Origin of the sequence: Wolbachia endosymbiont (group A) of Philonthus cognatus, assembly GCF_947251755.1 — a bacterium.
GTDB classification, from domain to species: Bacteria; Pseudomonadota; Alphaproteobacteria; order Rickettsiales; family Anaplasmataceae; genus Wolbachia; species Wolbachia pipientis.
Map to the genome: position 1 here is coordinate 505,347 of NZ_OX366388.1, position 24,231 is coordinate 529,577.

Annotated in this window: 16 protein-coding genes, 1 tRNA gene and 5 pseudogenes; 14 read left to right on the top strand and 8 right to left on the bottom strand. The window is 34.6% G+C overall.

Annotation, left to right across the window (positions count from 1 at the left end; genetic code table 11):
• Positions 1–226: 226 nt before the first annotated feature.
• Positions 227–781 (top strand): annotated as a pseudogene (locus tag OPR21_RS02520) (transposase); the annotation flags it as partial.
• Positions 782–798: 17 nt separating this feature from the next.
• Here the strand turns inward: OPR21_RS02520 and OPR21_RS02525 are convergent.
• Positions 799–1,631 (bottom strand): IS5 family transposase gene (locus tag OPR21_RS02525; RefSeq protein ID WP_265029708.1). Its coding sequence is split into 2 segments (ribosomal slippage): positions 799–1,265 and positions 1,265–1,631, totalling 834 coding nucleotides; the frame shifts between segments, so codons are not numbered across the junction.
• A 71-nt stretch (positions 1,632–1,702) separates the two neighbouring features.
• Positions 1,703–2,714 (bottom strand): IS630 family transposase gene (locus OPR21_RS02530; protein WP_265029892.1). Its coding sequence is split into 2 segments (ribosomal slippage): positions 1,703–2,251 and positions 2,253–2,714, totalling 1,011 coding nucleotides; the frame shifts between segments, so codons are not numbered across the junction.
• Positions 2,715–2,797: 83 nt separating this feature from the next.
• On the opposite strand from OPR21_RS02530, the pseudogene OPR21_RS02535 reads away from it, so the two are divergent.
• Positions 2,798–3,208, top strand: a pseudogene (locus OPR21_RS02535) (transposase); the annotation flags it as partial.
• A gap of 265 nt (positions 3,209–3,473) precedes the next feature.
• On the opposite strand, the gene OPR21_RS02540 reads toward OPR21_RS02535, so the two are convergent.
• On the bottom strand, positions 3,474–3,977 hold the full coding sequence (locus OPR21_RS02540) for a protein-disulfide reductase DsbD domain-containing protein (protein WP_015589109.1): 504 nt from the start codon (positions 3,975–3,977) through the stop codon (positions 3,474–3,476).
• A 304-nt stretch (positions 3,978–4,281) separates the two neighbouring features.
• Positions 4,282–5,213, bottom strand: a pseudogene (locus OPR21_RS08735) (IS5 family transposase).
• 33 nt (positions 5,214–5,246) lie between these two features.
• On the opposite strand from OPR21_RS08735, the gene OPR21_RS02555 reads away from it, so the two are divergent.
• The gene (locus OPR21_RS02555) at positions 5,247–6,203 is read left to right on the top strand and encodes an IS5 family transposase (RefSeq protein ID WP_265030132.1); all 957 of its coding nucleotides are present in this window, start codon (positions 5,247–5,249) and stop codon (positions 6,201–6,203) included.
• Positions 6,204–6,354: 151 nt separating this feature from the next.
• On the opposite strand, the gene OPR21_RS02560 is transcribed toward OPR21_RS02555, so the two are convergent.
• Positions 6,355–7,971 carry a hypothetical protein gene (locus tag OPR21_RS02560; protein WP_265030133.1) on the bottom strand — a complete coding sequence of 539 codons (1,617 nt, stop codon included), beginning with the start codon at positions 7,969–7,971 and terminating at the stop codon, positions 6,355–6,357.
• Positions 7,972–8,273: 302 nt separating this feature from the next.
• On the opposite strand from OPR21_RS02560, the pseudogene OPR21_RS02565 reads away from it, so the two are divergent.
• From OPR21_RS02565 to lpdA, 3 genes and pseudogenes are all read left to right on the top strand, one after another.
• Positions 8,274–9,096: pseudogene (locus OPR21_RS02565) on the top strand (IS5 family transposase).
• 483 nt (positions 9,097–9,579) lie between these two features.
• Positions 9,580–10,493: pseudogene (locus OPR21_RS08740) on the top strand (IS110 family transposase).
• A gap of 75 nt (positions 10,494–10,568) precedes the next feature.
• Positions 10,569–11,942, top strand: coding sequence for a dihydrolipoyl dehydrogenase (gene lpdA / locus OPR21_RS02580; protein WP_077188576.1), 1,374 nt, complete (start codon positions 10,569–10,571; stop codon positions 11,940–11,942).
• A 5-nt stretch (positions 11,943–11,947) separates the two neighbouring features.
• Here the strand turns inward: lpdA and OPR21_RS02585 are convergent, their stop codons facing one another.
• Entirely contained in the window at positions 11,948–12,340 is a 393-nt protein-coding gene (locus OPR21_RS02585) for a hypothetical protein (protein WP_006279962.1), read from the bottom strand.
• A gap of 69 nt (positions 12,341–12,409) precedes the next feature.
• On the opposite strand from OPR21_RS02585, the gene murG reads away from it, so the two are divergent.
• Positions 12,410–13,441: an undecaprenyldiphospho-muramoylpentapeptide beta-N-acetylglucosaminyltransferase gene (gene murG / locus OPR21_RS02590; protein ID WP_015589119.1), complete on the top strand. Its 1,032-nt coding sequence runs from the start codon at positions 12,410–12,412 to the stop codon at positions 13,439–13,441.
• Here murG and gshB read toward each other — a convergent pair.
• Together gshB and OPR21_RS02600 are read right to left on the bottom strand one after the other, a co-directional pair.
• Positions 13,426–14,355 carry a glutathione synthase gene (gene gshB / locus OPR21_RS02595; protein ID WP_265030134.1) on the bottom strand — a complete coding sequence of 310 codons (930 nt, stop codon included), beginning with the start codon at positions 14,353–14,355 and terminating at the stop codon, positions 13,426–13,428. The genes murG and gshB overlap by 16 nt on opposite strands.
• A 60-nt stretch (positions 14,356–14,415) precedes the next feature.
• Positions 14,416–15,012, bottom strand: coding sequence for a BON domain-containing protein (locus tag OPR21_RS02600; RefSeq protein ID WP_006279461.1), 597 nt, complete (start codon positions 15,010–15,012; stop codon positions 14,416–14,418).
• Positions 15,013–15,152: 140 nt separating this feature from the next.
• Between OPR21_RS02600 and OPR21_RS02605 the strand changes: the two genes are divergently transcribed.
• From OPR21_RS02605 to OPR21_RS02635, 7 genes are all read left to right on the top strand, one after another.
• Positions 15,153–15,234, top strand: a tRNA-Leu gene (locus OPR21_RS02605).
• 158 nt (positions 15,235–15,392) lie between these two features.
• On the top strand, positions 15,393–16,727 hold the full coding sequence (tig, locus tag OPR21_RS02610) for a trigger factor (protein WP_010962514.1): 1,335 nt from the start codon (positions 15,393–15,395) through the stop codon (positions 16,725–16,727).
• Between the two features lie 11 nt (positions 16,728–16,738).
• On the top strand, positions 16,739–17,365 hold the full coding sequence (clpP, locus tag OPR21_RS02615) for an ATP-dependent Clp endopeptidase proteolytic subunit ClpP (RefSeq protein ID WP_006280254.1): 627 nt from the start codon (positions 16,739–16,741) through the stop codon (positions 17,363–17,365).
• The gene (clpX, locus tag OPR21_RS02620) at positions 17,365–18,642 is read left to right on the top strand and encodes an ATP-dependent Clp protease ATP-binding subunit ClpX (RefSeq protein WP_006279985.1); all 1,278 of its coding nucleotides are present in this window, start codon (positions 17,365–17,367) and stop codon (positions 18,640–18,642) included. The genes clpP and clpX overlap by 1 nt, the downstream gene beginning before the upstream one ends.
• A gap of 15 nt (positions 18,643–18,657) precedes the next feature.
• Positions 18,658–21,111 (top strand): endopeptidase La, encoded by a 2,454-nt coding sequence (gene lon, locus OPR21_RS02625; protein ID WP_265030135.1) that lies wholly within the window; start codon positions 18,658–18,660, stop codon positions 21,109–21,111.
• Between the two features lie 373 nt (positions 21,112–21,484).
• On the top strand, positions 21,485–22,696 hold the full coding sequence (locus tag OPR21_RS02630) for a Na+/H+ antiporter NhaC family protein (RefSeq protein ID WP_265030136.1): 1,212 nt from the start codon (positions 21,485–21,487) through the stop codon (positions 22,694–22,696).
• Positions 22,697–22,730: 34 nt separating this feature from the next.
• Positions 22,731–23,981, top strand: coding sequence for a cbb3-type cytochrome c oxidase subunit I (locus OPR21_RS02635; RefSeq protein WP_265030296.1), 1,251 nt, complete (start codon positions 22,731–22,733; stop codon positions 23,979–23,981).
• Positions 23,982–24,231 lie beyond the last annotated feature (250 nt).

Consider the following 24,231-nt stretch of genomic DNA (forward strand, 5'->3'; position numbering starts at 1 on the left):
CCAGTTCTTTTCACTTGAGCGATGCAACAAAGCCCACTGGAATCCAGCTTTTAATGCAACCCCTCACCAAAAATATTGTGTTTTAACATAAGGTTAGCTACTTTTATACTCACCAACTTAGTGTCCAATCTGGATCCCAGTGGGCTTTGTTGCATAGCAGCAGAAAAATTAGTGATTACTGACAAAATTCATTATAAAATAGCCATTTAACCTTGAAAGAAAAAATATGCCACAAAAAATGAGGGTCAGTAACCATAGCGAATATAACAAATTTCTAGAAAAAAGAGGAAATATTTTTCATTATATCAACGAAGCCATAGAAAAGTGGTACGAGAATGGTCCAAAAATACCAGGTGGCAACAATATTTATAGCGATAAAGTTGTAATTTTGGTGCACATAATAACTTGTTTATTTAGAATAGGCCTGAGGCAAACAGTTGGGTTTATAGCAGGATACCTTGAGCAAATTGGGAAAAATTTGCAAGTTATCAGCTATTCACAATCATCAAGAAGGTTTAAGAAACTCAATATTAAGATCAATGATTGCAGAATTGATAAAAATAATATGGAAGATATCGAAATTGCTATAGACAGTACAGGAATTAGTATATACAACAACACTCCTGGTCATAGCAAAGAAAATAGCGAAGATAGAAAGTATCGCAGCTATGAACAGACAAGAAAATTGCATGTAATGTTGAATACAAACAGCAAAAAAGCCATAGCTGTAAAATACAGTAACGGTGTCTACTCTGATCACTATGGAGCTTGTGAGAGGTTGTCCGGAAACAAGTAAACTTAGGCATATTCCCTCCGTAACATAACCCTACTCATAGCCAGATATATGAAACTTTCAGTAGATGTTGTAAGTAAATCGTACTCTTTTGATAGTCTTCTATTCCTATTGATCCAAGCAAAAGTCCTTTCTACCACCCACCTTCTCGGCTGTACTAAAAATCCAGGATCCCGTTGTGGCAATAGTTCTAGTGGTGTATCTTTATGCACCCAAAACCTACATGGAGGCCTTTTCACAATTTCAATATCTATGCCATATTCTTCCTCTATATGGGTTTTTAAATCTTTTCCTTGGTACCCCATATCAGCCCACATTTTTTTTACTTTAGTATATTTTGTTCTCATATTGTTTAATGCTATTTTAATACCATCTCTATCATTTTCATTAGCAGCTCCTACGTAACAACTTAGTATAAAACCCTGAGTATCTGTAATTATATGTCTTTTTCTCCCCTTTACCTTTTTCGCACCATCATAACCTTTGACCCCCCTTTTTCCGTGGTTTTTACCGACTGACTGTCCACTATGCATGCGCTCGGCTCTTCATTTCTTCCCATTTTTGACCTACTATATTTAGTGATATCATAGTTCATTTTCTCAAAAATCCTCTGTTTCTTCCATTGCCTAAACTGCTCATATACAGTCTTCCATAGCGGAAAATCATTTGGTAAATACCGCCATTGGCACCCTGTACGCAATACATAGAAAATTCCCTCTAACATTTTTCTTTTACTATATTTTGGCGGTCTTCCTCCTTTTTTGTATGATACTCTGAAGTACTTCTCTATTTGTGCCCATTCCCTTTCACTTAGATCTGTTGGATACTTTTTTCTCATCTTTACCCCATACTAAAATTTCAAATATCATAGCCTTTTACCTGTTTCCGGACAACCTCTGATACCAATTCTCATTGTTGTCCAGTCAAATAGGAAACATTGCAGAGTTGTTTAGTTGTGGAGCTGGCAAGAGAAGTAATAAATTTGCACAAAGCACCCTCAAGTAGAGCAATTGTATCGTATATTTTATTGCGCAAAATGTTCTGTTTTATATATAACCAAAGCCTCTCAACAGGATTTAGCTCAGGTGAGTATGGAGGTAGGTATATAATGTCGATATTTTTAGGTACCTTTAAATTTTTTGACCTATGCCAACTAGCACAGTCCATAACGAGAAAAGCCTCTCGTGTTTCTAGATATTGCGAAATTTGCTCAAGAAATATGTTCATGCAATCAGTGTTGACATTTGGTGCAAATAAGCTAGAACTCTCTCCATTTCTAGGATTAACTGCACTATAGAGATAGAAATTTTGCCTACCTAATTTTGTTTTAACCTGTGTTCTAATCCCCTTTTTAAACCACCCATGTCCAACTTTTGAATGTGTGCCAAACCGTGATTCATCAAAGAAAAATAGCTCTTTTTCTGGATACTTGCTAATAGCTCCATTGAGATTTTTTTTTGAATTCCTCTTTTTTGCTTTTATCTTGTCCATTATGAACTGGTCTTGGTGTAATATATGAGAATTTCATCTTTTGCATATGGCGGTGTACTGTAGATTTGCTGATATTTAATCCGAACTTTTCCTGGATTCTTATTCTCATTTCTTTAATGGTGATATTAGGATTTTCTTCTATCCACTCTTCAATTTGCTGTAGTTGAGCCTGATTTAATTTAGTTTTTCTACGACGTTGTGAAGGAGCAAACAGTTTTTCTTCTCTGCCAATTTTCAAGAGTTTTACCCACGAAGTTAGTGCGCTTCTTGAAATGCAATATATTTTTGCTACAGCCGTTATACTGTACTTTTTTGCTGCAATTACAGCATTTAGTTTTTTTGAAACATATGCATTATTCCTTACTTTCTTCAGCATTTCTTTTGCTGATTCTACTACTTTTTCATCCAATAATTTTGATCTTAATGCCATTTAAACCTCGCTATTTTACTTACTTCAGTATGGCTTTTCTTCCATCATTGTCCATCTGTTTGCCCTGTAATGGGAATTGGTATGATTTGCTAAAAGAAGTCGATTTTCAGTATGTCATAAAAGTACTATATGCAGATAGGGCATATGACAGAGAAAAGCTCTATAAGCTGTGTAATCAATATGGTATAAAAACGAAAATTCCTCCGAAAAACAACGCAGCAGAGCATCCAAAGTTAGACTATATGGCTGAGAGAAATTCTGCAGTCAAGCTCATAAAGTCATATGATGAAGATGGTATAAAGAAGTGGAAAAAAGAGATGAGTTATGGAAAAAGATCTTATATAGAAAGTTTTTTCTCGCGACTGAAACAAACATTCGGGTTTAGTTTTAGGAATAAATCTGAGACAAATAGAGAGAAGGAACTACTTGTTAAATGCTATTTGCTCAATAAGTTCACTGATATTGGTATGGCTAAATTTGAGATAGCTTCATAAATTTATTGTGCGTTACCTACTATCCGAAGAGCGATGCAACAAAGCCATCCCAGTGTCAAGCACTGGGATGACATCTTTTTTCTTGGTACAAATTACTCTTATATCTCAATGTTCGTACAGTTAGTGCGTGACACTGGGATCTAAATTTTTTATGCGAAACCATTATGTTTATATACTTGTAGGCCCAAGTTCCTCACATAGTGAACAAAAAAGTAAATGAGATTCCAGTGTCACGCGCTGGAATGACACCTACCCCATGAGAACTCTATTTTTCATACCACTCATTTATAAGTTTATTGATATCAGAATCTATAAAATCCTTTAATGGTTGCCTGATTTTTATCTCAACATTTTTAGGGATGCACCTATCTTTACATATCGCATAATTTATATGGAAGTTAAGGTCAATATACCCTTGATTTAAAAATATATTCATCTTAAAGGGAAATAATACCATATCCTCATATACGTTACTTACAAACGTCTCTCTCCCTACTTTATCTTTATGTTCCTTTGGAATAGGCCAGTGAATATTTATATCTGATGCATTACCTTTGTAACTAATAGACGTGGGAAGGCCAAAATCTCCAGGATCTTTATAATATATGTGCCAGCCTGGTTCTACTGTAACCTTTATTGCACCTTTAAGAGTGAAGCTTGCTTCATTTATCTCGCCAATAAGTAAATCAAATTTTGCAATTTCCTCGTCAGCATATAGTTGAGCGCAAGAAAAAAATAAAAATAATATTAAATATATATATATTTTCATTAAGGTAAATTTCTCCTTTTATAGAGAAAGTGATTTAGATTTTAATTATTACATTTAATAGCATTATATAGATTATTTATTAATATAGCATTATGCTATAGCTAAACTGACTTACAACAATCTAAAAAACGACAAATTCGTCATTCCGCTACTTGTTAGCGGAATCTATGCCGAGATACCGCGAATGAATCCACAACTGTACGAACATTGTGATTTTGGCCCATAAGGAGGGTGTCATCCCAGTGCTTGACACTGGGATGGCTTTGTTGCATCACACTTTATGAGATGGTGATTTATGGTAAATTCATATAACTATCTCAAATTTAGCCATACCAATATCAGTGAATTTATTAAGCAAATAGCATTTGATTAGCAGTTCTTTTTCTCGATTTATCTCAGATTTATTCCTAAAACTAAATCCGAATATTTGCTTTAATCTTGAGAAAAACCCTTCAATATAAGATCTTTTCCCATAATTTACTTCTTTTTTCCATTCTTTCATGCCATCTTCACCGTATAATTTTATTAACCTAATAGCAGCATTCCTGTCAGACATATAATCTATTTCTGGATGTTCTGCCGCATTGTTTATTGGTGGAATTTTTGTCTTTATATCATATTCGTTACACAACTTATAAAACTTGTGCCTATCACATGCTCTATCTGCATATAGTGCTTTTATGGCATGCTGAAAATCAACTTCTTTTAGCAAATCACAAGCTCCATAGTGATCAGAGTAGACACCGTTACTGTATTTTACAGCTATGGCTTTTTTGTTGTTTATATTCAACATTACGTGCAATTTTCTCGTTTGCTCATAGCCACGATATTTTCTGTCAGTGCTATTTTCCTTGCTGTGTGTTGTTGTATATACTAATTCCTGTACTGTCTATAGCAATTTCGATATCTTCCATATTATTTTCTGCAATCATTTATCTTAATATTAAGTTTCTTAAACCTTCTTGATGCTTGTGAATAGCTGATAACTGCCAAATCTCTTCCTATTTGTTGCAAATACCCTTTTATAAACCCGACTGTTTGTCTTAAACCAATTCTAAAGAAACTGACGATTATATGCACCAAAATCACAACTTTATCACTATAAATATAGTTGCCGCCCTGCATTTTTGGACAATTCTCGTACCAATTTTCTATGGCGTCATTGGTATAACAAAAAATGCTTCCTCTTTCTTGGAGAAATTTGTTATATTCATGGCAGTTACTGACAAAATTCATTATAAATAGCCATTTAACCTTGAAAGAAAAAATATGCCACAAAAAATGAGAGTCAGTAACTGCCATGAATATAACAAATTTCTCCAAGAAAGAGGAAGCATTTTTTGTTATACCAATGACGCCATAGAAAATTGGTACGAGAATGGTCCAAAAATACCAGGTGGCAACAATATTTATAGCGATAAAGTTGTAATTTTGGTGCACATAATAACTTGTTTATTTAGAATAGGCCTGAGGCAAACAGTTGGGTTTATAGCAGGATACCTTGAGCAAATTGGGAAAAATTTGCAAGTTATCAGCTATTCACAATCATCAAGAAGGTTTAAGAAACTCAATATTAAGATCAATGATTGCAGAATTGATAAAAATAATATGGAAGATATCGAAATTGCTATAGACAGTACAGGAATTAGTATATACAACAACACTCCTGGTCATAGCAAAGAAAATAGCGAAGATAGAAAGTATCGCAGCTATGAACAGACAAGAAAATTGCATGTAATGTTGAATACAAACAGCAAAAAAGCCATAGCTGTAAAATACAGTAACGGTGTCTACTCTGATCACTATGGAGCTTGTGATTTGCTAAAAGAAGTCGATTTTCAGTATGTCATAAAAGTACTATATGCAGATAGGGCATATGACAGAGAAAAGCTCTATAAGCTGTGTAATCAATATGGTATAAAAACGAAAATTCCTCCGAAAAACAACGCAGCAGAGCATCCAAAGTTAGACTATATGGCTGAGAGAAATTCTGCAGTCAAGCTCATAAAGTCATATGATGAAGATGGTATAAAGAAGTGGAAAAAAGAGATGAGTTATGGAAAAAGATCTTATATAGAAGGTTTTTTCTCGCGATTAAAAAAGACATTTGGGTTTAGTTTTAGGAGCAAATCTGAAATTAATCGTGAGAAGGAACTGCTACTCAAGTGTTATTTGCTTAACAAATTTACTGAAATAGGCATGGCTAAGTTTGAGATAGCTTCATGAATTTATTGTACGTTACCTACTATCCGAAGAGCGATGCAACAAAGCCATTCCAGTGTCAAGCACTGGAATGACATCACAGGGGCACTGGAATTTTTGTTTCAATATTTGTACATTAGCCATGCATCTGAACAGATACTGTAAATTAGCTATATTACATTAGCCCATCAGATGAGTTGTAATGGTTATAATTGTCTGATAAGTGATCTCTAACATCGTGACCTAACTCATTGGCATCAGGCTTAACTTCGTGATCTAACTCATTAGCATCGAGCTTAAACAAAGAAGGATTATCATCAGATTGTTGATTAGACTCTTTCTCTTTCGACCCAAATAACCATGAAAAGAGTGATGAGATAGAATCAATAATGGATTTAATTGCTGAAAAAATATTGGATAAGAAATTACTGGGTTGCTGAGTGTCTTGCTGGCTACTTTTTTCTTCTTCTACATTACTTTGTTCTACTTCATTTGATTTTTCCACATCTTGTTCAGGTTTACTTCTGCTTATAAATGTCTTATCTAGCTGTTTGAATATATTTTTGTCGGAGTTTTGAAAATACATTCGACTTATCTCCTTATTTTCATCAATGTAAATCACTAAAGTTGTATTATCGTTCCCCAATCCATCACATTCACTAACGAGCGATTCATGAGAGTTCTTAATGTCTTTGATAAATTGAAATTTTTCTTCTTCTGAAAAGTCCTTGCATCTTACGTTATAAGTGGTGCCTTTGTATTTAAAACTAAATATCCATCCACGGTCTTCATATTCATCTAGTCCAGAATTCTTGACACGTTGTATAATTTGAAATTTCTCTGCTTCTGAAAGATCCTTGAGGTATATACTACTAGTTGTATCTTTATATTTAAATTTAAACATCGATCCACGATCTTCATATTCATCTAGTCCAGAATTCTTGACACGTTGTATAATTTGAAATTTCTCTGCTTCTGAAAGATCTTTGCGGTATATACTACCAGTTGTGTCCTTATATTTAAATTGAAACATCCATCCACGGTCTTTATATTCATCTACACCCATCTGCTTGCAAATAGCTTTATAATTTTTTTCTTCTACCTCAAGTCCAATTGCATTTGCCATCAGCTGACTATTTTTATAGTCCAATTCTCTTACTTTTGTTGGGGAAAACTTGAATTGAAATACGTGACCAAATTCATGGGCTAAAACGTTGTCCGTATAAGCGTTTTTATAGAGCAATACGCTTTCTCCATTTGTCATCCCACCAGAAATATTGAGCGAAGATTGATTCCATGAAAACCCAGGAACCAAAGTGCCATATCCCTTATAATCATATTTATTATTAAAAACATAGGTATGCACAGTCACTTGAGTATCACTATCCATACAAAACTTTGCTTTATATGCCTCATAGGCATTTTGAATATCAAGCTTTATTTGATCTTGCTCCCGTTGCGATACATTGTCATAATGTATTACGCAATTCAACTTTCCATATTCAAAATTGAATTGATTAGGTAATACATCTTGTAATCCTACGTATTTTGTATTCTCACCAAAGTTTTTTGATTGTGCAATTTTATATAAATTATTACGGTATGTAATAGAGTTTCCGTTAGGCAACTTAGGTATCTGCGCAATCGCTGTTCCATTACTATCATAGAAGAAAATATCAGAATCACCAATCCTAAAATCCTTTATAGATTGCCCGCAAGTGCCATCATTTGCACAATCGTGATGATTTGGGTCAGTCTTCTTATAAAACCATGCGTTAGTGTATTTTCCCATTTTGATACCTCACTACCAAACCTTACTATATTATTATCTTGGTAAAAATCATAATAATTCGTTAACTTGTATTTTAAATCTGTATCAAATGTGCTTTTCTCGTAAGGTATCAATTGTGAAGTAATTAACTTTATTTGTTTAAAATTTTGCTAAAATAGCTCTTTTTATACTATGTTTTATATAGCTAAACTGACTTAGATTTACTGACAATTTGAAAAACAAAAATTCGTCATTCCGCTACTAGAGGTTGTCCACAAACCAAGGAATACGTAGTATATAAAGAAAGAATATTGAGGTAAGAGATGAGGAAAAAATATCCAACAGATTTAAGTAAAAGGGAATGGGCAAGAATAGAAAAACACTTCAGAGTATCGTACAAGAAAGGAGGAAGGCCACCAAAATACAGTAAGTGTGAGATAGTAAATGCAATTCTTTATATACTGCGCACAGGATGTCAATGGCGCTATTTACCACACGATTTTCCGCCGTGGAAGGCTGTGCATGAACAGTTTAGAAGATGGAAAAAGCAGGGAATTTTTGAGAAAATGAACTATGATATCACTAAATATAGTAAGTCAAAAATGGGAAGCCGAGCGCATGCATAGTGGACAGTCAATCGGTAAAAACCACGGAAAAAGGGGGGGCAAAGGTTATGATGGTGCGAAAAAGGTAAAGGGGAGAAAAAGACATATAATCACAGATACTCAAGGATTTGTGCTTGGTTGCTATGTAGGAGCTGCAAGCGAAAATGACAGAGATGGGGTGAAGATGGCATTGGACAATATGAAGGAAAAATACAGCAATATTAAGAAAATGTGGGCTGATATGGGATACCAAGGAAAAGATTTAAAGGATTACGTAAAGAGAGAATATGGGATAGATATTGAAATTGTCAAAAGGCCTCCATGTAGGTTTTGGGTGCATAAAGATACACCACTAGAACTATTGCCACAACGGGATCCTGGATTTTCAGTACAGCCGAGAAGGTGGGTGGTAGAGAGGACTTTTGCTTGGATCAATAGAAATAGAAGGCTATCAAAGGAGTACGATTTACTTACAACATCTACTGAAAGTTTCATATATCTGGCTATGAGTAAAGTTATGTTAAGTAGGGAATATGCTTGATTTACTGGTTTGTGGACAACCTCCTATAGTATTTTCTAAAACGAATGATAAACGTCTAAAATGGTATTACCAACTAAAAGGTGTAAGTCTGTACATTGATGCATTAGAGGTCTGAGGCGACTTTTGATGGTGTGCCAACAATGCTCTATCGGATTTAGATCTTACTATTACCCACAAATATAAATGTTTGTTGCATAGCTCTTAATGGCATAACTTTTGCTTGAAATAACTGTTTATATGGTGCAATTTACAGCTTTTAGTTGCTAAAATTATAACTCTTAGTTTAATAATTTTAATCTAATAAGCTTTCAGGTTAATAAAATTAAATTATTTGAGTAAATACAATACTATGTTTTTATTTGTGGGTAATAGTAAGGCTTAAAGCAAAATGTAGTACGAACGGTAGGTGGATCTAAAAGATCGAATTACAATCCTGTATACAGCATTTTGCATTATTGTTTGATTATATTTATAGGTACAAAAATGGCTAGAATAATTTTCATGGGAGTAGATGTTTCCAAGGAAGCATTGGACATCTCAATTAATGGCAAGCATAAGCGCATAGCAAACGTGAGTGATGCTATATCTAAGTTTATAGAAACAAATATAGTCGATTTACCCATCAAGTTATATGTAAACTGGTGGCTATGAAAAGCTCATTATAAAATTGTTGCAAGATAACTGTCCATAAAGCTCACCCGAATCGGGTATATGCATTTGCCAAAGCTTGCAATCATTTTGCAAAAACTGACAAGTTAGATGCTAAATTACTGGAAAAATACGCTGAATTTGTCAGTAAAGACGGTGAAGTAAAAGGATGTATAATTTCACAAAAGCAAGAGGAATTAAAGGAGCTGGGGGCAGTTGAGCGTAATTTAAATGATGCAATTCATGCAAACAAGTGTCGCCTGCAAAGTGCGACGGGAAAAGCTAGAGAATACATAGAAAGACAGATAGGGTTTGCTGAAAAACAATTGAAAGAAATTAGGCAAGACATAGAAGACGCAATAGCTGAATTGAAAGGAAAAAATGAGCTTTTAATCAGCTATAAAGGTATTGGATCAAAGACGGCGAGCGTTCTACTGACAGAGGTGCCTGAGCTTGGTAGATTAGAGAATAGAGAAATTGCATGCTTAGTTGGAGTTGCACCTAAAACTAGTGAAAGTGGAAGAAAAGTTGGCAAAGCTCAAATCAAAGGAGGCAGGTTTTATGCAAGGAAAGCACTATACATGTCAGCTCTTGTTGCTATGCGCCACAACAGAAAAATGAAAGCGTTTTATCAGCGTTTGGTTGATTCTGGCAAAGCTGCTAAGGTTGCATTAGTTGCTGTCATGAGAAAAATTATCGTTTGTTTAAATGCCATGATAAAAAATAACAACTTTTATCTTGACTCTTAAGACGGTAGATGACAGACCATTGATTGTATGGGTTCCATCTGTTATATATAATCTTTTTGAATACGAAGAAAACTGATGAATGAGTATGATATTACGGTTATAGGTAGCGGTCCTGGTGGTTATATAGCGGCAATTAGGGCGGCACAGCTTGGGTTTAAAACTGCAATTGTGGAAAAAGAAAAAAATTTAGGCGGTATATGCTTAAATTGGGGATGTATACCAACAAAATCACTGCTTAGAGCATCTGAGGTTTATAGGCTAATAAAAAGATCAAAAGAGTTTGGTATAGAAGTAAAGGGAGCGAATTTTGATATACAATCAATAGTGAAATACTCAAGAAACGTTGTTGATAAATTGTCAAGCGGTGTTGCATATTTGATGAAAAAAAATAATATCAAAGTTCATCAAGGTTTTGGTAAACTTGCAGGCAATGGTACTATAAAAGTTGCTGGCGATAAGGAAGAACAAGAAATTGTTTCCAAGCATATCATTTTAGCAACAGGCGTGAGGGCACGGAATCTGCCTGGAATAGAGGCAGATGGAGATTTAATATGGAATGCGCAGCATGCTATGATGCCGGGCAAATTACCAAAATCACTACTAATTATAGGGTCTGGTGCAATTGGAATAGAATTTGCAAGTTTTTATAGTACTTTGGGGGTTGATGTAACAATCATAGAGATAAAGAGCACTATTTTGCCGCTGGAGGATAAAGACATTTCAGATTTAGCACAAGAAATATTCACAAAACAGGGGATAAAAATATATACAAATAGTAGCGTAAAAGCTTTGACTAAAAATAAAGACTCTGCTCAAGTGCTACTAAGTAGTGGTGAGAGCAAAGAATTTGATAGGGTGATTGTTGCGGTTGGCATTCAGGCAAATACTGAAAATATAGGTTTAGAAAATACAAAAATTAAATTAAGCCCTTCTGGTTTTATTGAAATAAATGAATGGTATGAAACTAGTGAATCAAATGTGTATGCAATAGGTGATGTAGCTGGCCCACCATGTTTAGCACATAAAGCGAGCCATGAAGCCGTGATCTGCATTGAAAAGATTGCTGGTAAAGGTACTCATGCGTTAAAAAAAGAGTGCATACCAAATTGCACTTATTCTCATCCACAAATAGCGAGCATCGGCCTTACTGAGGAACAGGCAATAAAAGGTGGGTATGATATAAAAATAGGAAAATTTCATTCTAACTTTAATGGTAAGTCTGTTGCACTCAGTGAAACTGAAGGGTTAGTGAAAACGATTATAGATAAAAAAACCGGAGAAATTCTGGGTAGCCACATGATAGGTGCAGAAGTAACGGAGTTAATTAGCAATTTTGCTCTTGCAAAGCAACTAGAAGGAACAGACTTCGACATAAAATCTACGATTTTTCCTCATCCAACCATTTCAGAGATGATACATGAATCAGTGCTTGCTGCAGATGTTAAATAGTTGAACTAACGTTCCATCGTTTTAGAGTTGTCAATGTCTTGAGTAGTAGTTTGATTAGGCACTTTAGTTTCAATAGATTGATTACCACCAGCATCAGAATTCTGTAACTCTTCTTTCAATCCCTTAGCTGCTTCTTTAACTTCAAGCTTTGCCTTTGGATGAAGATCTTCTGGGCCTTTTCCTTTAGTATCCAAACCTTGTTGTAGATTAGTGCTTTTCATTTTATTATGCTGCTCGTGCTCAGGTAGGTCAACGACCGAATTGAAAAGAATTTTTATTATATTTTTTAGCAGTTCTAAAAAACCTCCGCTTCTGCCTTCTCTTTGTTCTTGAGGTTTATTTTTCTCATTAGGTTCTTTTTTACTATTACTTTTAGGCATTTTTAACTCAACTATCATAACGCTTAATAAAATTCTACGTGCAAATTGTTAAATAACAGTTAACAATCTAGGATTTATTATTTACAGATGGATATTATTTTAGCAACAGGTGGCACAGGTGGGCATATCTTTCCGGCCATAGCTTTAGCAAAAGCACTAAAGACACAAGGATACAATTGCATATTATTCACTGATAAAAAAACAAATAAAAATACCGACATAGAAAGCTACACCTTACCATTACGTAGACCAAGCAGCAACAAATTTAAGTTTTTCCTTTTCTTGATATACAGCTCTATGTTAGCACTGTATCAAGTAAGAAAATTAAAACCAAAATCGGTCATTGGTTTTGGTAGCTATGCTTCTTTTCCAACTCTTCTTGCAGCAAGAGTTCTTTCTATACCTATAATTTTACATGAACAAAACACAGTTTTAGGGAGAGTAAATAGATTCTTTTTCAAGAGTGCAAAATTAATTGCAACCAGCTTTCCGGAGACTAAATATGCAGAGGGCAATAAATGTATTTTTACAGGAAATTTTGTTGATATAAAAGCACAGAGCCATTCTAGCACTGAGAAAATCCTAAATATATTGGTCATAGCAGGCAGCCAAGGTGCAAATTTTTTTGATGATGTAGTAAGCAGCGTAATTTGTGATTTACCTATTAAAATGAAAAAGAAAATTAGAGTGACGCAGCAATGTACGAAGAAAAATGTAAACAAGGTCAAAAGTCTATACAAAAGTGAAAAGATCGATTGTGAATTGAGTGAATTTTTTGATGATATGGAGAATAGACTGGCCAATGCTCACTTGGTAATTAGCAGAGCAGGAGCAACTTCAATAGCAGAGATCACTCTTGCTAGGCGTTCTGCTATATATATTCCTTACCCTTACTCAAAAGATAATCACCAATTTTATAACGCAAAATATATTGAAGACTCGAGAGCAGCTATAATAGTTGAGCAGAATAGTGAAGCAAAAAAAAATCTAACAGAGGTACTATTTGATCTATTAAATAATTCTCAAAAATTGCGTGATATGACCAATAGTACAGAAAAAACAGGGATAAAGAATGGGACTACTGAGTTTGTTAAGGTGATTGTTCACAGGTTTAGTTGATGGCTGCTTACTTTTTCTTCAAACACGTCCCAAAGATCCTTTTCTAGCGATATATTATACAATTTATTGATATAAACTACTCCCGTGGGTGAAGTTGTGTTAATTTCGAGCAGGAAGTCATCTATAATATCAATACCAACAAATATTAGCCCTCTTTTCTTTAATTCAGGACCAATTTTGTTACATATTTCATTGTTTCTATCGTTCATTTGAGCGGGCTCAAAACTTGCTCCAAGTCGCATGTTTGTTCTGATCTCTCCACTGATTTTTGGAATTCGTTTCATTACACCAATTGGTTGGCCATAAAGTAGCAATATTCTTTTATCTTTATCTATGTTTTTACAAAATGATTGTGCAATCACAGGGCATTCGTATTTTGCTATCATGAGATCCACTACTACTTGAATACTATTCTCATCTTGTATTCTTATCACATCGTTTCCTCCATAACTATACAATGGCTTCAGAATAATATCTTGATAGTTGTAGTAGAAATCTCTAATCATTGATATATTTTCAGTAATCAAAGTTGGCGGAATTAGCTCTGGAAATAATGAAGTTATCAATTTTTCAGGACAATTTCTTATTTCTGTTGGATTGTTAATTACCAATGCGCTGGTTTTTTCTAAGATATATGTTGTTGTAATATAACGCATATCAAAGGGTGGATCCTGTCTGATAAATATGATGTCCATTTCATTCAAGTTGATTGCTACATCCTCTTTAGAGATAAAACTAAAATCATCAACGCTGACTTTCTGAGCCAGAGCAATTGGATGGTTTAGCTTTAGTGCTAAATTGTTAGGAGCATAGACAAAAACTTCGTGCTTCCTCCTTTGTGCTTCCTTTATTAGCACGAATGTAGTGTCAGTTTCAAAATTTATATTTTCATCCATCTGAAAGGCAATTTTCATTTATGTTCTCTACCTATTGTCACAACTGTACAAATGTTATAATTTGAAAGCGATTTTTGCCTAATGGCGTAACTTACTGTACCTGTATCGTACATAACTTACAACTTGTTTTACTCCCTTTACTTTTCTTGCAATTGCTATTACAGCTTTTAATTCCGCTTTATTTTGGGCTATACCCATCAAATAAACAACTCTATCAACCGTATTAACGCTATAATTAATTGACTTAATATTTCTTTTTCCCAGGAGTCTTGTTCTTATTTCCGCTGTTATCATGCCATCTACAGTGGTGTCTAGCATGGAAGCCATTTGAATTGGTATTACTCTTATTTCATTTATCACTTCTTTAATTTCTTTTTGCTGCCAAGCTATTTTTTCTGCTGTAAGTTGTTTTTCAGGAGTGTCAACACTTCCAATGAGCAATACTCTTCCTTCACTTACTTTAACCTTTATGGATGAAAATAGCCCATGTTTTAAGAGCCCCTTATTAATTCTGATGACCATAGTCGTATCATCAATGATATTTCCCAAGGATTTGTCCTGCATTGTTATTGCTGTTGCTGTCGCTGTAGCCACCACACCACCTATTATAAGGGTTGTGCAACCACTTTGTGTAATCAAAAAAATTGCGAGTAAGAAGCTTGTTATTAATCTCATTATTGATTTTCATGGTTTAGAGCTTTCATTAAGAAATGTTAATAAGCTTTTTTGATTGTGTAAATACCATAAATTAAGTAAGACTTTAAACCTTGAATATTTTTAATGGAATACCTATAATAGGGTACTGAAAATTTCTTGCGGATATGGCGGAATTGGTAGACGTGCCAGGTTTAGGTCCTGGTGAGCTTGCTCGTGGGGGTTCAAGTCCCTCTATCCGCACTTTAAAGTCATGTAACTTAGGTTTTAAGGGAAAATTTATAATCACTAAATACACTTTTGTTTGTGTAAAAACCTGTTCTTAAGGATTGTGTTTAACTTAAATTCTGGTAAAATGACTCTATTAAGATATGAATTAAAATGTTAATAAATGAATTATGATGTCTAATAATATACCTCAAAATACAGTCGAAGTAAGTAGCGTATATACCTACAAAGAGCTTAGTATAGATAAACTAAAGTATGAGTATGAAATCACAGTTGGTAGTGATTATATAAAACAAAAGGTAAATTCCAGGTTGCAAGAGATAGCAGAAAATGCAAAATCACCTGGGTTTAGGGCTGGAAAGATGCCCTATGACCTTGTTGTTGCAAATTATAAAAACGAGGCTTTGGAATATGTGATAAATAATACAATTGATTATTGCTCAAGTGATTTGATGAAAAAAATTGAAGTCAAGTCTCACATTTATCCTAAGGTTGATGTTATATCATTACCAGATCTGGGCAAAGAAAATGAGGAGGGCAATTTTGTATACAAGCTATCTTTTGAGTCGATGCCTGAAGTACCAGTGATAGATCTTGACAAAATAAACTTAAAGAAAATTGAAGCAAAGATTGAAGAGGAAGATATAAAAGAATTTATTGATTCTATTAAAACAAAGTTCCCCAATTTCGCCTCTGTTGATGATGCTTCTTATCAAGCGAAAGATGGGGATAAATTGATAATTGATTTTGAAGGGCGGATTAGGAATAAGCTCTTTCAAGGTGGAAGTAGCAAAAATTTTGCCGTTAATTTAGGGTCTGGCACATTTATTAATGGTTTTGAAGATCAATTAACTGGTATGAAAAAGGGAGAAACAAAGAACTTTAAGTTGAAATTTCCTGAAAATTACCAAGCCATTTCCCTTGCAGGACAGGAAGCTGATTTTTCTGTGCGAGTTAATGAGATTCAAATTGCCAAAGATTTTGAAAATGATGATGAAATAGCTAAGAGTATTGGGTTTAAAGATTATTCTTTGCTAATAAATCATGCAAAAAAAATGATTGGTGATCAGTGCACCGAAATGAGAAATCTCTTAATTAAAAAGGAGCTGTTTGATTATTTGGATGCTAATTATAGTTTTGATTTACCCACAGACATAGTAAAACAGGAGCAACAAAGAATGGAAGGAGAATTGGGTGCTCAAAATGATTCTCGTAAAGAAGCTGAAAAACGTGTAAAGCTTGCTATGTTATTTATGAAATTTAGTGCAGAACATAAAATATCATTAACTCAAAATGATGTTTTGAGTGTTATTGTAAATCAATATGTCAGTAAAGATGTGCAATTTGACAGAGTACTTAAGCATTTTGAATCAAATAAACAATTTCAAGAATTAGTTAGAGGGCAAGCGCTTGAGTATAAAGTGACAGATTATATAATAGAAAAAGTTAGTAAAGAAGAGCAGATTGTTTCTGTGAAAGAATTAAAGGAATTATTTGATAATATTTAATAGGAAAAGGTATGACTCTTATACCAATTGTAGTTGAACAAACTAGTCGCGGTGAGCGCGCTTATGACATATATTCAAGACTAGTGAAAGAAAGAATAATTTTTGTAACAGGTCCTATTGAAGACAATATGGCCAGTGTAATAGTAGCACAGCTTTTATTTTTAGAATCGGAAAATCCCGATAAAGACATTTGTATGTACATCAACTCACCAGGTGGTGTTGTAACTGCTGGTTTGTCGATCTACGATACAATGCAGTATATAAACCCAGACGTTTCAACTTTATGTATAGGTCAAGCTGCGTCTATGGGTTCTTTATTGCTTGCAGCTGGTACAAAAGGTAAGCGCTACTCTCTACCTCATTCAAGAATTATGATACATCAGCCATCTGGTGGTTATCATGGTCAAGCAACTGATATAGAAATACATGCTAATGAAATTTTGCGGGTTAAGAAAAAACTAAATCAAATTTATGAAAAACATACTGGAAATTCACTGAAGAAAATTGAAGGAATGATGGAAAGAGATAAATTCATGGATCCTGAAGAAGCAAGGAAAATTGGCTTAATTGACAGGGTGATAGCTGAGCGTACAGATATTGAAATTGAAAATATTAAAGTTAAACAAAAGGTGGGTTAATGGATAACAATAATGATTTACACTACTGTTCTTTTTGCAACAAGGCGCAAGATGAAGTAGATAAATTGATTACTAACTCTTCGGATGGTTTAAAGGTGTTTATTTGTAATGAGTGCATAGAATTATCTCATAAAGCAATAAGTCAAAAGAAAGATAGATCTTTTAATTCAGATCGTATATCTGATATGAAGCTATTACTAAAGAAACCTGAGGATATAAAAAACTTTCTCAGCAAGCATGTTGTAGGTCAAGAACACGCGCAACACGTTTTATCTGTAGCTATGTATAACCATTGTCAATCCATGGTACAATTTCATGCTATAAGTGATATTGAAATCGAGAAGTCAAATATAATGCTTATTGGTCCCACTGGTTCTGGTAAGACTTTGCTAGCCAAAACACTTGCTAAAGTTTCAGATGTGCCATTTGCTATGGCTGATGCGACAACTTTAACTGAGGCAGGTTATGTGGGTGATGATGTAGAAAGCGTGTTGTCGCGTTTATTACAAGCTGCAAATTATGACGTTGTAAAAGCACAGCGTGGTATAGTGTTTATAGATGAAATAGACAAGATTACAAGAAAATCTGAAAGCACTTCAATAACCCGTGACGTTTCAGGTGAAGGGGTCCAGCAAGCTCTGCTTAAGATTATGGAGGGTACAGTTGCTTATGTTCCGCCACAAGGAGGGCGAAAACACCCACAACAAGAGTTTATACAAGTGGATACTAGTAACATACTGTTTATTTGTGGAGGAGCTTTTGAAGGCCTCGATAAAATTATTGAAGCGAGAAAAAAGGGAACGTCAGTTGGCTTTGGAGCAGATATAAGTCAGTCTAAAGAGCAAAAGAAAAAGAATGCTTTACATGATGTTCAACCTGAAGATTTAATCAAATTCGGTTTAATACCCGAATTTGTAGGGCGGGTTCCAATAACTGCTGTTTTAGATGAGCTGGATCATGAAGATTTAATACATGTGTTGACAGAGCCAAGGAATGCACTAATAAAACAGTACAAAGCATTGCTTGCGTTTAGCAAAGTAAACCTTGAGTTTTCAGATGAAGCAATATCAGCTATTGCTAAAAAGGCTATAAGCTACAAAACAGGTGCAAGAATGTTACGTGCTATCTTGGAGTCACTTTTGCTTGACATTATGTATACATCTGGAAACGGAGGCTTTGAAGGTAGCACTATAGTAATCACTAAGAAAATGGTAGAATTAGGAAAAGCAACGGTTAATCATAATAACAATGGCAATGTTATAACGGTTAATGATTAATTTGAGGCATATATTATGAACATTGAACGTGCTGTAAGCTCTAGTTTTACTGCATTGCCAGTATTACCTTTAAGAGATGTAGTAATTTTTCCAAATATAATGGTGCCTTTATTCATAGGCAGAGAAAAATCTGTTAATGCACTAGAGTATGCAATAAGTAGTAGTAATCACCAAAATGAGATTTTTCTTGTAGCACAGAAAGATGGCTCTGTTGATAATCCAGAGCCTGAAGATCTTTATGAAGTAGGTGTGTTAGCAAGCATTGTACAACCGTTAATAAAATTACCTGACAATGCAGTAAAAGTTATAATCCGGGGGATAAGAAGGGGAAGAGTTGTAGAATATATTAGCTCTCATACTTTATTACAAGCCAGGGTAGAGTTAGACAATCATTATAAAGAAGATGAAGACAATATTGATTTAGAAGCTTTAAGGCGGTCTGTTGTAGACGCGTTCGATAGCTGGTGTAAGCTAAACAAGAAAAATCAACCCGAGGTTGCCATTAACTCCATTGATCAAATCAAAGAAGTTGATCAACTTGTAGACACGGTAGCTTCACATTTAAATATAAAAGTATCAGATAAACAAAGTATACTTGAGGCTTATGACCCAGAAGAGCGTTTAAAAAAAGCTTTTGCTTTTATTGAGAGAGAAATGAGTATTTTGAACGCACAAAACCGTTTATATAAGACAATTAAATCGCAAGTTGAAAGCACTCAGAAAGTTTACTACCTTAACGAGCAATTGAAAGCTATACAGAAAGAATTAGGCGAATTTGAGAATGGTGATGAAGGGAATATACTCAATGAATTTGAAAAAAAGATAAATGAAACAAAGCTTTCTCAGGAAGCAAGAGAGAAAGCTATAACTGATTTGAAGAGATACAAGAAAATGAATCCCATTTCTCCTGAAGCTACAGTTATATCTAGTTACTTGCATTGGTTGCTTGAGTTGCCATGGGGAAAGTACAAAGATGCAAAAATTAACTTAAATGCAGCTAAGAAAATCTTAGATGAAAATCATTATGGCATAGAGAAAGTAAAAGATAGAATAATAGAATTTTTAGCGGTATTAAAAAGAGTAAAAGAGATAAAAGGTCCTATACTTTGCTTAGTTGGACCGCCAGGTGTTGGTAAAACTTCTTTAGCTAAGTCTATGGCAAGAGCAGTAGGAAGAGATTTTGTTCGCATAGCTCTTGGTGGTGTGCGTGATGAGTCTGAGATACGAGGGCATAGGAAAACTTATATTGGCTCAATGCCTGGTAAAATCATTCAACACATGAAAAAAGCTAATTCATGCAACCCGCTTTTTCTGCTTGATGAAATAGATAAGATGGGTTCTGATTCGCGTGGCGATCCTGCATCTGCATTACTTGAGGTTTTAGATACTGAGCACAATAAACACTTTACGGATCATTACTTGGAAGTTGAGTTTGATCTTTCAAGTGTAATGTTTGTAGCTACGGCAAACAGCTTAAATTTACCACATCCTTTGCGTGATAGGATGGAAATTATACAATTGTCCGGGTATACTGAAGATGAAAAAATCAGTATTGCTACACACCACCTTATTCCGAAGTTAAAGAAGGAGCATGGTTTGTATCAGAAGGAATGGGACATAACTAATGAGGCGTTATACGAGTTGATACGTTTATATACACGTGAAAGTGGTGTGCGGAGTATGGAAAGGGAGCTTGCAAAGCTCATGAGAAAGGCAGTTAAAGAAATATTGACTGATAAAAATAAGAAAATATCCGTAGGGATTGACAATTTACAAGATTATTTAGGGGTACGTAAATATACCTTTGGCATTGCGGAAAATGAGAGTTTAGTAGGAATAGTAACTGGGCTCGCCTATACTGAAACAGGTGGTGATATTTTGATGATAGAATCAGTCCTAATTCCGGGCAAGGGAGAAATAAAATACACAGGAAAGCTTGGAGAGGTTATGCAAGAATCTATAAAAGCTGCGTATAGTTATATTCGATCAAATTGTTTGTTTTTTGGTATAAAGCCCGAAAAATTCCAAAATAATGATATACATTTACATGTACCTGAGGGTGCAGTACCAAAAGATGGCCCTTCTGCTGGCGGCGCGGTATGTACGTCTATTGTTTCTCTTATGACGAATATACCAGTTAACAAAAATGTTGCTATGACAGGCGAAGTGACATTGCGTGGTAGAGTTTTAGCTATTGGGGGCTTAAGAGAAAAATTGCTTGCAGCGCTCAGAGGATCAATCAAAACTGTGATTATACCAAGTGAAAATGAGAAAGATATGCAAGAGATTCCGGCAAGCATCAAAGAGGGGATCAACGTAGTTTTTGCTAAGAATATTGATGAAGTTATGAAAGTTGCTTTAATGCACCCTACTACTCCAATTGATGGTGATGATAATCAAAATAGTGTGCCTTCCTCTATAGAAAGTAAAGATGATACTTTTCCTATGTCGGAAACATTGAAGCATTAGATTAAAAAAATATTATCAATCTCCATTTCTCTTTTATCCGGCAAAAATCCACCAACTTGTGCATCCCATAAGGATATGACTTGCTTTGTTGTTATGTCATTCATATTTTTTACTTATTCTATCTCCCAGTTTAATTCAAGTAGATGATATATTATAATAGTCCTTTTCATGGAAACCTTTTCTGGTAGATTGCTTTCTAGAAAAACCTTGGTCAAGGTGCTAACTGTGGTTTATAATAATATAAATCATATCATAGTTGATTTGCGTTTATCAGAGCTGGAGTAGAGGTATGTTTTATCTTACAAATTTTTTGCCTATTTTACTGTTCCTATTTCTTTTTGTAGGAAGTGGTATATATTTTACTATTCTTGGCGTGTCAAATGCTTTTTATCAGTTATCTCCACTGGTAGCCATTGTTCCTGCCATAGCTCTGGGTTGGGTTTTATACAAGGGCAATACTGAAGAAAAAATGTATGCCTTTCTAGATGGGGTAAGAGATCGTAATATTATCACTATGTGCATCATTTTTTTACTTGCAGGTGCATTCAGTGAAGTAACTAAAGCAATCGGTAGTGCTGATGCCACAGTTAATTTGGCTCTTTCATTTATACCAACACAATTTTTACTCATAGGATTATTTTTTGTAGCAGCTTTCATCTCCACTGCTATTGGTACATCAATGGGCACCATTGCAACAATTGCTCCTATTGCAGTTGAACTGACACAAGCTGGGATTTCTCCTTCCTTAGGAGTTGCAACTGTTGTAGGAGGAGCAATGTTTGGCGACAATTTATCTATTATCTCTGATACTACAATTGCATCTGTGATGTCTCAAAAGGCTGATATAAAGAAAAAATTAAAACTGAATGCAAAAGTGGCACTAATTGCTTCTATATTCACAATAATTATATTATTTTATAGCTCAAGCAATAGTGCTGCTATTTCAGTTAAGGAGTATTCTTTATTGCTTGTGGCTCCTTACATCATACTTATATTGCTTGCAAACTTTGGAATCAATGTATTTACGGCATTGGTTTTAAGCATAACTTTTGCTGGAATTATTGGATTTATAAATAACAACAATCATGGTTTATTGTTTTTAAGCCAAAACATCACCAAAGGGTTTATGAGTATGCATGAAATTATGCTACTGTCATTGATGGTTGGCGGACTTTCAGGACTAGTAGGTAAAAATTCTAAGGAGCTTGCAGATAAACTTTCATCTTGGGTTATGATACAACGTGGTGGACAAAAAACTGCGCAATTATTTATTGCAAAAATAGTCAGCATATTTGATATTTTACTTGCAAATAACACCATCGCTATAATTCTTAGTGGTGAAATTGCTAGAGATATTGCTAAGAAATATGAAATACCGCCTCACTATAGTGCAGCATGGCTAGGCATATTTTCTTGTGTATTTCAAGGATTAATACCGTATGGCGCTCAATTGCTTTTGGCTAGCACTATTGCTGGAGTTTCACCTTTGGCAGTCGTGCCACACGTATACTATTGCTATGTTTTAGGTATTATTGCAGTGTTATATATTGTATTGAACAAAATTGAGAAAAAAGATTGTGCTTAATATACAAGACAACGCTCCGCTCTGTAGAAAATGGATGTTCTTGGCAGTATGTGCTCTTGCTTGCTCTGGGTTACTGTCAATAATTGTTATTTTTCTACGATTGCCTTTTATCTCCTCTCTTGTTCCTTCTGCACAATATATTTTTGATAATGCGCTGGTAATACACGTGAACTTGTCAATTTTGGTGTGGATGTGCTCTATAATATCTCTGCTCTTTGTCATAAACCTACAAAATACCAATAGTTGGTTTAACTTTTCATGGGTTCTATCAACCCTTTCGATGCTGCTCATGTTTGTATCTGCATTCGTTCCAAACACTGAAGTTATCAAAAGTAACTATATTCCCGTGTTACAAAACAAATTATTTTTACTTGGACTCAGTTTATTTATTGCCAGCATATTAATAAATGCAGTTCTTGCATATATGTCAAATAAGCAAGCCTCATACCTCTGCATGGGACAAATTGGGCTAGTTATTATACTTGTATCGTCATTTCTTTGCTTTGTTTTAGCATATAATAATATGCCTCCAGGTCTATATCACTCAGATAATAATTTATTTTACGAATATCTCTTTTGGGGAGGCGGACATTTATTGCAGTTTGCTTTTACTCAAGGAATGTTTTTAGTCTATTTAATGATCAGTGATGTTAGTTTAGCTTCAAGCAATAAAATTACTATTTTACCACTATTTATAAACACGATTTTAGCTGTAGGCGCACCGTTTGTATATTTTGTTTATCCAGTTGATAGTGCCAAGTTAATACAGTTTTTTACTTGGCATATGAGGATTGCTGGAGCAGTTTTGCCGTGCTTTTTGATAATATTAGTGTGCTGCAACATCAGAACTTTTATTAATGATAAAAGCAACTATTTATTACATTCATTTTTGTTGTTCACTTATGGAGATGTGCTTGGAGTGCTGACTATTGAAGGTAATGTCACCATTCCCGCTCATTATCACGGTTCTGTAGTTGGGATCACTATAGCTTTTATGAATTTCATTTATTGGCTGTTACCCAAATTAAACTTTAAAGAGGTAAAAAATTCCATGGTAAGATTACAGATTTATGCCTACAGTATAGGGCATTTTCTCCATATCACTGGTCTTGTGTGGCTTGGTGGATATGGTGCCTTAAGAAAAGTTGCAGATCTGCCAAGTATTTCATCAATGTTAGCACGCACGTGCTTCATTATAGGTGGCGCTATATCAGTTGTTGGTGGAATGTTGTTCGTAATAATTGTGCTTTTACATCTGTTAAAAGGCAAAGCGCGTACCAACTGACCCATAGAAACGAAAAAACTTACTTAACAAACTCCGCTAGCGCCCTTATCATGAAACTGAAGCTATTTATTTATCTTCTCTGTACAGATTAAATGACAAAAAAACTCAACGTATTTGGCGTCTCATGTTTAATTTTTTGCACTATGTGCACCTTATGTCTTTATCAAATTTCTAGGTTTTTACCTACACAAGCTGAAATACGCTTATAAAGCATTTAAAACATCAAAAAACGCCGATTTAAAAAATGGAT

Bases quoted from the DNA above. Each gene is read 5' to 3' on its own strand.
- OPR21_RS02540 (WP_015589109.1), bottom strand. From the start codon at position 3,977: ATGAAAATATATATATATTTAATATTATTTTTATTTTTTTCTTGCGCT.
- OPR21_RS02555 (WP_265030132.1), top strand. From the start codon at position 5,247: ATGCCACAAAAAATGAGAGTCAGTAACTGCCATGAATATAACAAATTT.
- OPR21_RS02560 (WP_265030133.1), bottom strand. From the start codon at position 7,971: ATGGGAAAATACACTAACGCATGGTTTTATAAGAAGACTGACCCAAAT.
- lpdA (WP_077188576.1), top strand. From the start codon at position 10,569: ATGAATGAGTATGATATTACGGTTATAGGTAGCGGTCCTGGTGGTTAT.
- OPR21_RS02585 (WP_006279962.1), bottom strand. From the start codon at position 12,340: ATGATAGTTGAGTTAAAAATGCCTAAAAGTAATAGTAAAAAAGAACCT.
- murG (WP_015589119.1), top strand. From the start codon at position 12,410: ATGGATATTATTTTAGCAACAGGTGGCACAGGTGGGCATATCTTTCCG.
- gshB (WP_265030134.1), bottom strand. From the start codon at position 14,355: ATGAAAATTGCCTTTCAGATGGATGAAAATATAAATTTTGAAACTGAC.
- OPR21_RS02600 (WP_006279461.1), bottom strand. From the start codon at position 15,012: ATGAGATTAATAACAAGCTTCTTACTCGCAATTTTTTTGATTACACAA.
- tig (WP_010962514.1), top strand. From the start codon at position 15,393: ATGTCTAATAATATACCTCAAAATACAGTCGAAGTAAGTAGCGTATAT.
- clpP (WP_006280254.1), top strand. From the start codon at position 16,739: ATGACTCTTATACCAATTGTAGTTGAACAAACTAGTCGCGGTGAGCGC.
- clpX (WP_006279985.1), top strand. From the start codon at position 17,365: ATGGATAACAATAATGATTTACACTACTGTTCTTTTTGCAACAAGGCG.
- lon (WP_265030135.1), top strand. From the start codon at position 18,658: ATGAACATTGAACGTGCTGTAAGCTCTAGTTTTACTGCATTGCCAGTA.
- OPR21_RS02635 (WP_265030296.1), top strand. From the start codon at position 22,731: ATGTTCTTGGCAGTATGTGCTCTTGCTTGCTCTGGGTTACTGTCAATA.